This window comes from Ruegeria sp. AL7, assembly GCF_056536105.1.
Window position 1 is genome coordinate 885672 of sequence record NZ_JBQFJF010000001.1, and the last position, 11339, is coordinate 897010.

Below are 11339 nucleotides of genomic sequence, written 5' to 3' on the forward strand. Positions count from 1 at the left end.
CTCAGCATAGGGGTTTTGTTCGGAAACGAAAGGGCAGGTATGATCGGATTGATCAGATATTATGCGCAACCAGCCCTGCCAGTGACATCAGAACCAACACTGTTCCGATCCCCAATTTTAGTCGAAATATCAATATGCCAGCGATAAAGGTTAATGCAAGAGCCGGAATGTTCAGCGAAGACACTTGGGGCACGGGTATTGCCGCCGGACCCAAATTCATGTTTGGCACCGATTCGAAAAGAACATTCAGGGCAAACCACACGGAAAGGTTGAGAATCACTCCGACAACAGCGGCGGTGATACCGTGAAGGGCGGCAGACAGGCGGGGACGTGTGGCCAGACGGTCAAGGTAAGGGGCCGTCAGGAAAATCCACAAAAAGCAGGGCACAAACGTTGCCCATAGCGCAACAGCGCCCGCAGCAAGCGCCAGTGAGAACCCACCGTTGATCTGTCCCGCCAGCATGGCGACAAACTGTGTAACCAGTATCAATGGCCCGGGGGTGGTTTCTGCGAGACCCAATCCGTCAATCATCTGGTCTGCACTGATCCAGTGATACTGATCCACAACCGTTTGCGACATATAGGCCAGAACGGCATAGGCGCCGCCAAAGGTCACAACAGCCAGACGGGCAAAGAACCACCCCAGATCGCTGAGCAATTGATGGCCGCTGAGTGTTAACGCAACAAGCGGCCCCAGCCAAAGCGGCAACCAGACCGCTATCGTCCGGGCCGAACGGGCAAAGTTCGGCGTGTCCTGAACATCGGTTGCCCCAATGGATCCATTATAACGCAAATACCCCCACAGGGCCGCGATCAGAATGATCAGCGGGAAGGGCAGGTTGAACAGAAAGATTGACAGAAACGACAGGCCTGCGATGACACGATGTTCCATATCCGTCAGCGCCTTACCTGACAGCTTGCGCAGGGCTTGCAGGACGATCACGATGACGGTCGCCTTGATGCCGGTAAATGCGGATTGCACCAGTGGAATGTCGCCGTATGCTGAATAAAGCGCGACCAGAACAGTAATGACAAACGCCCCTGGCAAAACGAACAGGCTGCCCGCAATCAACCCGCCCGCGACACCGCGCAAGCGCCAGCCTGCGTAGGTAGCCAATTGCATTGCCTCGGGACCGGGCAGCAACATGCACAAGGAAAGCGCGCGCAGATAGGTCTGTTCATCCAGCCAGGGCCTGCGCTCGACCAGCTCCTGATGCATCAACGAGATCTGGGCAGCCGGGCCCCCAAATGACAACAGGCCGATCCGTCCGAATACCTTGAAAAGGTCCAGTGCCGTAGGTCTCATGCGCCATGACCCGATGGCCAGTCATGCTTTTCATCAAACCCGTCGCGTGCCCAGCGGAACAGGGCATCATAAAGGTGCAACCCGGCTTCAAGCTGAGCATGATCATCGCGATACTGGCGGGACAAACCGACCGAGAACGCCAGCAACCCAGCGGCTTCCGGGGCCAGATCATGCTGGTCGGTATCTGCAGCGCGAATGATCCGGGCCATACGCTCAAGCGCCTCGGTTCGCAGGTCAAATGCCCGGATCATCGTGTCAAATGTGCAGCCGCTGTCCTGATGCGTCCAAAATGTATCCGGAACGTCAAAGGGGGTGGCACCAAAGTGATCAACGACTCCCTGAACTTCTTCCGACGCGACGAAAAGGAACCGTGCATTGCGATCGACAAACCGGCGGATCAGCCAGGGGCAGGCGATGCGGTCAATTTTGGGTCTTTGGCGCGTAACCCACAATGTGCTGCCATTAACGCGCGCCGGTAATACCGACTGGGGGATCAACGGCGCCTCACGCTGTTCGTGCCACCCTTCAAACCCACCTTCCAGATGTTCGGCGTTTTTGCCCGCCCCTCGTAGCCAGGACGCTACCCCCTGACTGAGCTTTTTGCCCTTGTGGCAGATTATTACACAAGGGTCGTTACCAATCAGACGACTCATCGCGTCGATTTCCGTGTGCGGACAGCGAATTGATCCCGGAATCAGCCGCGGATCCTTACTGAAATCCGCATCAGTGCGTATATCGATCAGAACAGGCGCCTGAGGCGTTCCGATTAACCGGCTCAATTGGGTCGGTGTAATGGCGTTAAGAGCAGCCATAGCATGTCTCCTTTAGTCATTCGGATCCATGCGAAGCTTGGGCTGACGCCTCACGGGGTGTTCGCAAGCTGACCCCCTGAGTCAGTGCTACCGCGCAAGAACATAGGGGGTCAAGATTGCGGTTTGAACCGTCAGGACCAGTCGAGCCGCTGACCGGTCATGCACACGGGAAGGGTATCGGCGGGAAACTGACCCATCTCTTCAAAAAACGAGATGAAATCGAAATGATTATACGCTTCGACCATCTTATTGTCTTTGAACCGGGCCATGACCTGACCGGTCACCTCCAAAGGGGCACCGTTATCGGCCCGGCACGTCTGCACATGCAGGATTGCGGATACCCAATCGCCATTCTCGATGATCTTGGGCAAATCCACCTTGATATCCCCCAGGACATGGCGAAATGCCGTGACGAGATCCCGAAAATCGTCTGCACCCACCTGCATTTCGGGGATCAGCCCCTCGGCCATGGTTTCGGGCGCAAAGAACTGATCGATCGCCTCGGTGTTTCCGTTTTCCCAAACCTCAGAATACCAGGATCTGAGTATCTCTGAATTCGTCATCCCAACGCTCCTGTCCAACTGCGAACACGATGGCAAAAAGGAATGAACAAACTCTGAATCTGCGCAAAGGCGGCATAAATCTCAGACATATTGGGGGGAAGTGCAGGTTTCTGTTGCCAGGTACCTGCGAACCCCGCCTTACGCGGCTAGGCGCAAGGACTTAAGTTTCGGTCTTGTTACTGCTTACGCAGCAACTGCAACCGGAGCACGATTGTCGTTTGCAATTGTACTGTTTTCGCCGGTAACGGTGGCAGACAGCCGAGACAAAGCTTACCCCTTTAGACGTTCGTCGATCCTGTTTCGGCCCCGTGATCCTCAAACGAAGGATTTTGGTGGAGCCGCCGGGTACCGCCCCCGGGTCCGATCCGCTTATTACGAGCGCGTTTATGTCCATAGTCCCGAAGGACACCTCATATATAGGTGAGGTCAGCGACGGATGCAAACCTGGATTGCACATCTTTGTTAGCTTTAATTACAGATCGTTACGCGGCCCTATTGAAGTTGGCGGCGATCAACCATGTCGCCAGAACCAGTTCGATTCCTCCAAAAGTCGCTGCCTTCAAAAAAGGCGGGTTATCTAGCGCCAGTGACAGGAAGCGGCCCAGTGCGGCACCGGCATAGACAATGCCCAACATCGTGTAGGCCATCGGAGAATTCAGCCAGATGACAGCAATGCCCGAGACGACAAACAGCCCTCCGACCGAAGCGCGCAGTTCGCTCAGACCCATGGTGCTGTTGGTGGGTGCCAGATCCAGCGCGTTGGCGGTATGAACTGGCGCCAGAAAGCCGAACAGGCCAAAACCGATTGTCAGCAACGCGGCAATGACATTCAGGGTCGTGATCATCCGGGCCTCATTGAATTGTAATATCAGCACCTGAGGATAGTGTGTTGCGGCCCAAAGGAAAGCGATTAAACCGCCGACCACAGCCCCAAAAGACCAACCAAAACAAGGCTGAGCGCCCAGATGAGTTCAAGGTTGAACCAGCTGCGGGACAGAAAACGCAGCCCCAACCAACGATAGACAGCGAAGGCCAGAAACCCTCCGCCCAGAACCATGGCGGCGGTATGCAAGGCCGCAACTCCCAGAACCAGCAGACCGTTTGTTGTCATGATTTTGGAAATCGCCTGATGACCGGCATCCAGTTCATCCAACTGGCACAGGCCTAGATAGATCGGAACCAGCATAAGGGCGGCCCCGTGCGCAAGAGCCACCAGAAACGACCACAGCGCCAGTTTGCTGGGCGGTATGCGCGACAGAAAACGGGGGTGACGGCGGGTGATCGCAATGTAAAGCCCCATTGCAACGACAATCAACGCAGCCCCGATGCGGATTTCCCGTTGATAATCGACCAGAACGGCCATCAGGGCAAAGGGCAGAAGGACACCCAGCATGGCAACAAAATGCCCGCCGGCCAAAGCTGCCAGCGCGCGCCACAGGGCGGACTGGCGCTGCTCCATCAGGGCCGAGGAAACCGCCAGCGGCCAGCCCATCCCGGGGTTCAGCCCGTGATACGCGCCGCTCAGAACAACGGCCAGCCAAAGGCCAGCCGTTGATGTCATCAGGATCTCCAATTCAGACCGAAGGGTAACAGAAACTGTCGGTTGAACAATCTCCACCCTCCAGCCGGATTTGGTGGCTGCGATATCCTTTGGGGAAATCAACCCAGAACTTCGGGTCCAAAACCAGCCCGCCATTCTCGCCGACATCGGCCTTGACCATGGCCGCGCCGCCTTCTTCGGGATAGAACTGATCGTCCCACGTGGAATAAAGTGAATTGGTCCAATAAACGCGTTTACCATCGCGGCTGATCTCGACCATTTGTGGCCCATAGCCAAAGGTCTGTCCGTTCGGATGTTTGGTCTTTTTTACAATACCTCCGATTTCAACTTTCCCGGCAAGGGTCGGGTTCATCGGATCGGATACATCATATTGATGCATCTCGCCGGTGCCCCAGCAAGCGACATAAAGGTATTTGTCATCCAGGCTCAGGTCGATATCGGTGACCAGTGGTGGTACGGCGGCAAACCCCTTCAGAAGTTCAGGAAGATCATCTGGATCAGCGGGTTGTGGGTCGATGGTGATCGTTTTCTTGGCTTCGAACGTGCCATCTTCATTGCGCCACCACGTAAAGATTGCGCCTTGCAGGTTGGTGGTATCGACGACAACACCACAGAACCCGTATTGTTTGACCGGGTCATGCGCGGGCCGGATTTCCAGCGCCATCTGGTGGTTTTCGCCCAGATCGATGGTTTGGATATTGGTCCGGTTGCGCAGGTTCCAGAAATGGATGCGGTGACCGTATTTGTTCGAAAGCAGATCCTCGGCCACCAACCCGTTTTCAAATTGCGGGGGAAGGCCCCATTCGGAACTGACCATGTAATCGCGCGGCAGATTCCACCAGAAATCATAGTGCTTGTCCTGCACGCCGCGCTCAATCTCATAGCGCCCGATGATCTCGAAGGTTTCACAATCCATGATGAAAATACCTGGAGGGCCATCGGTGCCGTCCGCGCCGCCGCCGCCCAGCGTGCTGACATAGATGCCTTCCGGCCCGCAATGAATCGTGTGCGGTCGTGAATACCCGGTTTTGTCAAAGACTTCCTCGGGCTCGATGATCTTATGAATCTTCGACTCAAGCGGGTTCTTTACATCGATGATATATATCCGGCTGGAACGGATGCCGGGGATAATCAGATAGCGTCGTTCCAGAAAGGCATGACCGCTGAGCGGAGACAGCGACGAGGAACAGGCATTCCAACCGAAATGGTGAAACTCGTCGCCTTTTTCGGGCATGATCACCTGGTGCACGATCTTCCCGAAATCGGCCGAGGTCGGATCGACATTCACAACTGCCAGCCCGTCAGGTTGCGAAAAATCGGGGCTGAGCATCAGCGTGAATGCAAGCGTTTCAGCGGGGCCTTCCATCGCCAGCTTGGCCGACGGATAAAAGGTTGGGTCCGGTCTTTTGTTCATAACGTCCTCCCGTAAATCATTGTCATTCAATTCTTATTGAGAGTTCCGGTCTTGGCGCCGGATGACATTCTGCCTGCTCGTACCTCTGCCTTTGAAAGTATGTTTCCGTCTAAGCCTTCAGGCCGGTTTGCGTTTGCGTTCGGCCACATCGTGGGCCAGTTGCTGTGTGTAATGCTCCAGGTCGACCAACGCCGTGTCGACAATATCTGCGTCTCTGGCTTCAAGCGCGTCCGCAATTCTGGTGTGCAATGCGATGATTTCTTCGCGCGACCGAGCTGTGAAGGTAATCATGTTCATCAAAGGTTGCATCGCCTCGACCGCGCCAGCCAGTTGATAGGACAGGACAGGGTTGTCGGCCCCGTCTACCAGGGCCCTGTGAAAGGTGACGTCTGAAGCACAAAACGCCTCATCCGTCAGACCGGGCTGGGACTGGCGAAAGATTTCCGCCCGCATCGTGGCAAGCTGATCCGCCGTTCGTCTTTGGGCAGACAGGGGGGCACAGGCCCGTTCCAGCGCATAGCGGGCCTCGCAGGCCGTATCAAAGCTGACCGCGTTCATCGACAGCAGCAGGGTCGAGGTAGTGATCTGCTGCGAATAGGCATCTTCGAAACTCAGACGGTTTACGAACGCACCTCCGGTTGCGCCACGCTGCGTGCGGATCAGGGATTGCGCCGCCAGTCGTTTCAAAGCCTCACGCACAGTTGGGCGCGAGACTTGAAATTGCTCGGAAAGTTCCGCTTCCGAGGGTAGGCGCGCATCCACGATCAACTCGCCTGAGACAATCGCGTCCCGGATGGCATGTGCAATCTGGGCAGACAGGTCGGCGGTTTTCCGAGGCGCGGTTTTCATGTTCAGAAGACCCTGAGCAAATTTTTATTTGTCTGACATTTAAAAGTCTGACATTTGAAAAGCAAGAGAGTTGAGTCGGGAGGCCGAAGTGAGTCGTACTTGGCTACGCAGCGGAATGTGGCTGGGCTTTTATGTCCTGATCCTGTGGGCATGGTGGGTCATGTTCGCGATGGGCCGCGACATGGATCTTGACCTGATCGGTCGTCCGGGGCCCATGGGGCAGGCGATGGCTGCGATGGACCCGCGCATGGACATGTACATGCCGATGGCCGAGTTTGGCACGCTGTTCTGGATGTGGGCGATCATGATGGCCGCCATGATGCTGCCGACGCTTGTGCCAACCCTGCGCAGTTATGACGACCTGATCCGCAGTGCCAATGGCACCCGTGCCGGGTGGCTGGGTGTGCTTGCAGGGTATTCCTTGGTTTGGGTCGGGTTTGCGGCTGTGATCGCGGGAACGCAACTGGCTTTGCTGTTTGGTGGCGTGATCGACATGCTAGGCATTGCCAGATCCGGCTGGGTTGCGGGCGGGTTGATGATAGCGGTTGGCGCGTTTCAGTTCTCGCGCGTCAAAGAGGTCTGCCATGGCGTGTGCCACGCCCCGATGACCTATTTCCTGGGCCATTGGAAAACCGGATTTGCGGGCGGCGTTCGCATGGGACTGGGCCTTGGTACCTTCTGCGTCGGATGCTGCTGGGGTTTCATGGCGCTGGGTTTTGTAGGCGGCGTCATGAGCCTGTTGTGGATGGGTCTTGCGACCCTGTTCATGGTTTTGGAAAAACTTCCCCAGATCGGGCATGCTGTAACCCGACCGGTGGGAGTTGCATTGATTGCGGGCGGTCTTTTCCTGCTCGTCTACCCTATTAGCTACGGAGGATAAGCCAATGGCTAAGAACAGAAAACCAGATGCCGATCGGTTGCCCGTCAGCCAGCGTATCGACAGCCGTATGCCTAATCCCAAACGGCGCGAGATGAGCCCGACGGACTGGGCCATCAAGGGGGAGTTGATCCTGAACTGCTCGTGCGATGTGTTCTGTCCCTGCGTCGTTTCACTGGGCGCGCACCCTCCGACCGAAGGGCATTGTCATGCCTGGATGGGTATTATCGTTGATGAGGGCCATTACGAGGGCGAGGACCTGTCGGGTCTGAATGTCGGCCTGCTGGTCGATATTCCCGGCCGGATGGGTGAAGGCCAGTGGAAAGTGGCGGCTTACGTAGATGAACGCGCCAGCGGCAAAGCCTATAACGGGCTGCTGCAAATCTTCAGCGGGCAGGCGGGCGGCACCACCGGTCTGTTCACCATGCTCGTCAGTGAAATCATCGGGGCCGAACGGGCGCCGGTTCAGATCGAGCGTGACGGCACCAAACGTCGCATCATGATAGGTCGCAAGATTCAGGGTGAGATCGAGATGCTGGCAGGCAAAGACCCCGAGCATCCCGTGATGGTTTCAAACTCAAAATACTGGATGGGTCCTGACATCATCGTGGCGCGTGGCACCAAGTCGAAAGTGCGCGACTACGGGCGCGTTTGGGATTTTGGCGGCAAGTCGGCTGAAATCTGTCCGATTGATTGGCACGGGCCCAAGTGATGATCACAGGCGCGTTTGCGCAAGATGTGGCGCGCTAGAAACACTGGCAAAACTCGCAGTTGGCCGCGTTTCTGCAATAGTTGTCGCATCAGGAACTGACCTGTTTATCGGGCCAATCACCTGTTGCTTAATCGTAAAAGAGATCGATGTCACAATGCCTTACAAAAACTATGTGATCCATTTCTTCAACCATCAGACCCACCACCGGGGTCAAATGCGCAAGATGCTGACCGAAGTTGGGTCGCAAGCGCCCGTCAGCGATATCGTCTTTATGCCCAAGGAGGTTTGAATGCCGCAGATTTCCGCCTCTCGCCGCTTGCGGCGCACACCGTTTTCAGATGGGGTCGAGGCCGCAGGGGTCAAGGGGTACACGGTTTATAATCGTATGCTGTTGCCCACGGTCTTCGAAAGCGTCGAAGCCGATTACCGGCATCTGAAATCCCATGTGCAGGTCTGGGATGTCGCGTGCGAGCGGCAGATCGAGCTGCGCGGACCGGACGCCGCGCGCCTGATGCAGATGCTGACCCCGCGCGATTTGCGGGGAATGCTGCCGGGGCAATGTTTCTATGTCCCCATCGTGGATGAAACCGGCGGTATGCTGAATGACCCGGTTGCGGTAAAACTGTCCGAAGACCGCTGGTGGATTTCAATCGCTGACAGCGATCTGTTGTTGTGGGTCAAGGGAATCGCCGTTGGATATCGTCTGGATGTGCTGGTGGACGAACCGGATGTGTCACCTCTTGCTGTTCAGGGTCCCAAAGCTGACGATCTGATGGCGCGTGTCTTTGGCGACCGGGTGCGCGACATCCGGTTCTTCAAATTCGATATGTTCCAGTTTGAAGGTCGCGATCTGGCTGTGGCGCGATCCGGTTATTCCAAACAGGGCGGGTTCGAGATTTATGTGGAAGGCAGCGATATCGGCATGCCCCTGTGGAACGCTCTGTTTGCGGCAGGGGAAGATTTGCAGGTGCGCGCCGGATGCCCGAACCTGATCGAACGGATTGAAGGCGGTCTGCTGTCCTATGGCAATGACATGACCGACGACAACACCCCGCATGAGTGCGGTCTGGGCAAGTTCTGCAACACACATACCGCGATTGGCTGTATCGGCAGGGACGCGTTGCTGCGTGTGGCCAAGGAGGGGCCCGTTCAGCAAATCCGCCCCATCGCCATTGCGGGCGATCCGGTGCCTGGCTGCGACCGTCCATGGGACCTTTACGGCGACGGCAAGCGTGTGGGGCAGGTGACCTCGGCCGCGTGGTCACCCGATTTCAACACCAACGTAGCCATTGGCATGGTACGCCTGAGCCATTGGGATGCGGGAACGGAGCTGGACGTGGAAACGCCAGATGGGATGCGCCGCGCGACCGTGCAGTCGCATTTCTGGATTTAAAGGGGGGTTTTGGGGGCGCTGCCCCCGTCGCTGCGCGACTCCCCCGGGATATTTGGGGCCAGGTGAAGCAGCGGGCCGGTTACAGAAACACGAAAGGAATTGAGAGATGTTCAATGCACTTGTGATGGACAAGGACGAAGAAAGCGGTTTGGCGAGCGCGTCGGTCAGGCAGCTTACGCTGGATGATTTGCCGCATGGCGACGTCACGGTCGCGGTTGAATATTCCACAGTGAACTACAAGGATGGTTTGTGTCTGTCCCCCAAAGGGGGCGGTTTGGTGCGGGCGTATCCGCATGTTCCCGGAATTGATTATGCCGGTACCGTCGAGGCATCGACCGATGCGCGTTACAAGCCGGGTGACAAGGTTGTTCTGACCGGGTGGCGGGTAGGCGAGGCGCATTGGGGTGGATATTCGCAGAAAGCCAGTGCCAAGGCGGACTGGCTTGTGCCTCTGCCGGATGGGCTCGATGCCCGGCAGGCGATGGCCGTAGGCACCGCCGGGTTTACCGCGATGCTGGCCGTGATGGCGCTGGAGGATCACGGGCTGACCCCCGATCGCGGCCCGGTTCTGGTAACCGGGGCGGCCGGTGGTGTTGGGTCGGTGGCGACTGCCATTCTGGGCCATCTCGGGTATGAAGTGGCGGCCGTGACCGGGCGACCTGAAACCGGGGATTATCTGGAATCGCTGGGCGCAACGACAATAGTGCCCCGCGATGAGCTGAATGAGACAACCAAGCGCCCGCTGGAAAGTGAAACCTGGGCGGGCTGCGTGGATGCCGTGGGCGGTGCGATGCTGGCGCGTGTGCTTGGGCAAATGAAATACGGCTGTTCGGTCGCGGCCGTGGGTCTGGCGGGTGGCGCGGCGCTGCCTGCAACGGTGATTCCCTTCCTGTTGCGCGGTGTGAACCTTCTTGGCATCGACAGTGTGATGCAGCCTTATGAAAACCGGGTTCGTGCCTGGAAAAGGATTGCCACCGACCTGCCGATGGACAAGCTTGAGTCGATGGTTCAACCAGCGGCCTTGTCCGACCTTCCGCAACTGGGTGCCGATATCCTGAAAGGGCAGGTCAAAGGGCGCGTTGTTGTCGATGTGAATGCCTGAGCGCAGTTGACAGCCTAAACCCGATACGACGCCGTGTCGGGTTTTGCGCAGGCGCGTTTGGTACAAAATGATCGCAACACCTCTGGCCATTGGTACAAAACCGCCTCATGATTGCTATACATCCCAAATGTGATGGCGTAAGACCCATCCAAAGAGTACCTGAATACGGGGAGTGAGCAGCATGTCTGACGACTTCGAACTGGACACCGATGACCTGAAACGCCGTATGGATGGCGCAATGGCCAATCTGAGAACCGAATTTGCCTCGCTGAGAACCGGGCGCGCCTCGGCCTCGATGCTGGAACCTGTCATGGTCGACGCGTATGGCTCGATGACACCGATCAACCAGGTGGGCACCGTCAACGTGCCAGAGCCGCGCATGGTCACTATAAATGTGTGGGATAAGTCATTGGTAGGAAAGGTTGAAAAGGCCATTCGCGAAAGCGGATTGGGCATCAACCCACAGCTGAACGGCACAATCATAATGCTGCCGATTCCCGAGTTGAACGAAGAGCGTCGCCGTGAACTGGGCAAGGTCGCTGGCCAATATGCGGAAAGCGCCCGGATCGCGATCCGCAATGTGCGCCGGGACGGCATGGATCAGATCAAGAAGGCAAAAGCGGATGGTATGTCTGAAGACGACCAGAAGCTTTGGGAAAGCGAAGTGCAGGATCTCACGGATGCGATGATCAAGGCGGTCGATGCGGCGCTTGAAACCAAGCAAACTGAAATCATGCAGGTCTGATCTGG

At 56.9% G+C, this 11339-nt stretch carries 13 protein-coding genes and 1 other RNA gene; 6 read left to right on the forward strand and 8 right to left on the reverse strand.

Annotated features, from left to right (window positions below; all coding sequences use genetic code 11):
- Positions 1–52: 52 nt before the first annotated feature.
- The 8 genes from chrA to ACR3E2_RS04440 form a co-directional block, all read right to left on the reverse strand.
- Complete coding sequence (gene chrA, locus ACR3E2_RS04405) at positions 53–1306, reverse strand: chromate efflux transporter (protein ID WP_480481052.1); 1254 nt, start codon at positions 1304–1306, stop codon at positions 53–55.
- Positions 1303–2118, reverse strand: coding sequence for a chromate resistance protein ChrB domain-containing protein (locus ACR3E2_RS04410; protein ID WP_480481050.1), 816 nt, complete (start codon positions 2116–2118; stop codon positions 1303–1305). Before ACR3E2_RS04410 ends, chrA begins: the two co-directional genes overlap by 4 nt.
- A 131-nt stretch (positions 2119–2249) precedes the next feature.
- A complete protein-coding gene (locus ACR3E2_RS04415) occupies positions 2250–2681 on the reverse strand; it encodes an ester cyclase (RefSeq protein WP_480472641.1) in 432 nt (143 codons plus the stop codon).
- Positions 2682–2780: 99 nt separating this feature from the next.
- Positions 2781–3127, reverse strand: a transfer-messenger RNA (tmRNA) gene (ssrA, locus tag ACR3E2_RS04420).
- A gap of 36 nt (positions 3128–3163) precedes the next feature.
- On the reverse strand, positions 3164–3526 hold the full coding sequence (locus tag ACR3E2_RS04425; protein WP_480481048.1) for a DUF4345 family protein: 363 nt from the start codon (positions 3524–3526) through the stop codon (positions 3164–3166).
- Positions 3527–3591: 65 nt separating this feature from the next.
- Complete coding sequence (locus ACR3E2_RS04430; protein ID WP_480481046.1) at positions 3592–4242, reverse strand: hypothetical protein; 651 nt, start codon at positions 4240–4242, stop codon at positions 3592–3594.
- Positions 4243–4255: 13 nt separating this feature from the next.
- Positions 4256–5656, reverse strand: coding sequence for a selenium-binding protein SBP56-related protein (locus ACR3E2_RS04435; RefSeq protein WP_480481044.1), 1401 nt, complete (start codon positions 5654–5656; stop codon positions 4256–4258).
- Positions 5657–5773: 117 nt separating this feature from the next.
- Positions 5774–6505, reverse strand: a complete 732-nt coding sequence (locus ACR3E2_RS04440; protein ID WP_480481042.1) for a FadR/GntR family transcriptional regulator — start codon at positions 6503–6505, stop codon at positions 5774–5776.
- Positions 6506–6620: 115 nt separating this feature from the next.
- Between ACR3E2_RS04440 and ACR3E2_RS04445 the strand changes: the two genes are divergently transcribed.
- The 6 genes from ACR3E2_RS04445 to frr all read left to right on the forward strand — a co-directional run bounded on the left by ACR3E2_RS04445 (position 6621) and on the right by frr (position 11334).
- Positions 6621–7385 carry a DUF2182 domain-containing protein gene (locus ACR3E2_RS04445; protein WP_480481674.1) on the forward strand — a complete coding sequence of 255 codons (765 nt, stop codon included), beginning with the start codon at positions 6621–6623 and terminating at the stop codon, positions 7383–7385.
- Between the two features lie 4 nt (positions 7386–7389).
- Positions 7390–8094, forward strand: coding sequence for a DUF1326 domain-containing protein (locus ACR3E2_RS04450; protein ID WP_209596177.1), 705 nt, complete (start codon positions 7390–7392; stop codon positions 8092–8094).
- Between the two features lie 154 nt (positions 8095–8248).
- The gene (locus ACR3E2_RS04455) at positions 8249–8383 is read left to right on the forward strand and encodes a DinB family protein (protein WP_480481040.1); all 135 of its coding nucleotides are present in this window, start codon (positions 8249–8251) and stop codon (positions 8381–8383) included.
- On the forward strand, positions 8384–9487 hold the full coding sequence (locus ACR3E2_RS04460) for a dimethylsulfoniopropionate demethylase (RefSeq protein WP_480481038.1): 1104 nt from the start codon (positions 8384–8386) through the stop codon (positions 9485–9487).
- Between the two features lie 106 nt (positions 9488–9593).
- Positions 9594–10589 (forward strand): acryloyl-CoA reductase, encoded by a 996-nt coding sequence (gene acuI / locus ACR3E2_RS04465; RefSeq protein WP_480481036.1) that lies wholly within the window; start codon positions 9594–9596, stop codon positions 10587–10589.
- Between the two features lie 181 nt (positions 10590–10770).
- Positions 10771–11334: a ribosome recycling factor gene (gene frr, locus ACR3E2_RS04470; RefSeq protein WP_480481034.1), complete on the forward strand. Its 564-nt coding sequence runs from the start codon at positions 10771–10773 to the stop codon at positions 11332–11334.
- The last annotated feature ends 5 nt before the right edge of the window (positions 11335–11339 follow it).

Excerpts from the sequence above, each read along its gene's own strand:
- ACR3E2_RS04455 (WP_480481040.1), top strand. The coding sequence starts at position 8,249 with ATGCCTTACAAAAACTATGTGATCCATTTCTTCAACCATCAGACCCAC.
- acuI (WP_480481036.1), top strand. The coding sequence starts at position 9,594 with ATGTTCAATGCACTTGTGATGGACAAGGACGAAGAAAGCGGTTTGGCG.
- ACR3E2_RS04415 (WP_480472641.1), bottom strand. The coding sequence starts at position 2,681 with ATGACGAATTCAGAGATACTCAGATCCTGGTATTCTGAGGTTTGGGAA.
- ACR3E2_RS04430 (WP_480481046.1), bottom strand. The coding sequence starts at position 4,242 with ATGACATCAACGGCTGGCCTTTGGCTGGCCGTTGTTCTGAGCGGCGCG.
- ACR3E2_RS04460 (WP_480481038.1), top strand. The coding sequence starts at position 8,384 with ATGCCGCAGATTTCCGCCTCTCGCCGCTTGCGGCGCACACCGTTTTCA.
- ACR3E2_RS04445 (WP_480481674.1), top strand. The coding sequence starts at position 6,621 with ATGTGGCTGGGCTTTTATGTCCTGATCCTGTGGGCATGGTGGGTCATG.
- ACR3E2_RS04410 (WP_480481050.1), bottom strand. The coding sequence starts at position 2,118 with ATGGCTGCTCTTAACGCCATTACACCGACCCAATTGAGCCGGTTAATC.
- ACR3E2_RS04450 (WP_209596177.1), top strand. The coding sequence starts at position 7,390 with ATGGCTAAGAACAGAAAACCAGATGCCGATCGGTTGCCCGTCAGCCAG.
- ACR3E2_RS04425 (WP_480481048.1), bottom strand. The coding sequence starts at position 3,526 with ATGATCACGACCCTGAATGTCATTGCCGCGTTGCTGACAATCGGTTTT.
- ACR3E2_RS04435 (WP_480481044.1), bottom strand. The coding sequence starts at position 5,656 with ATGAACAAAAGACCGGACCCAACCTTTTATCCGTCGGCCAAGCTGGCG.
- chrA (WP_480481052.1), bottom strand. The coding sequence starts at position 1,306 with ATGAGACCTACGGCACTGGACCTTTTCAAGGTATTCGGACGGATCGGC.
- ACR3E2_RS04440 (WP_480481042.1), bottom strand. The coding sequence starts at position 6,505 with ATGAAAACCGCGCCTCGGAAAACCGCCGACCTGTCTGCCCAGATTGCA.
- frr (WP_480481034.1), top strand. The coding sequence starts at position 10,771 with ATGTCTGACGACTTCGAACTGGACACCGATGACCTGAAACGCCGTATG.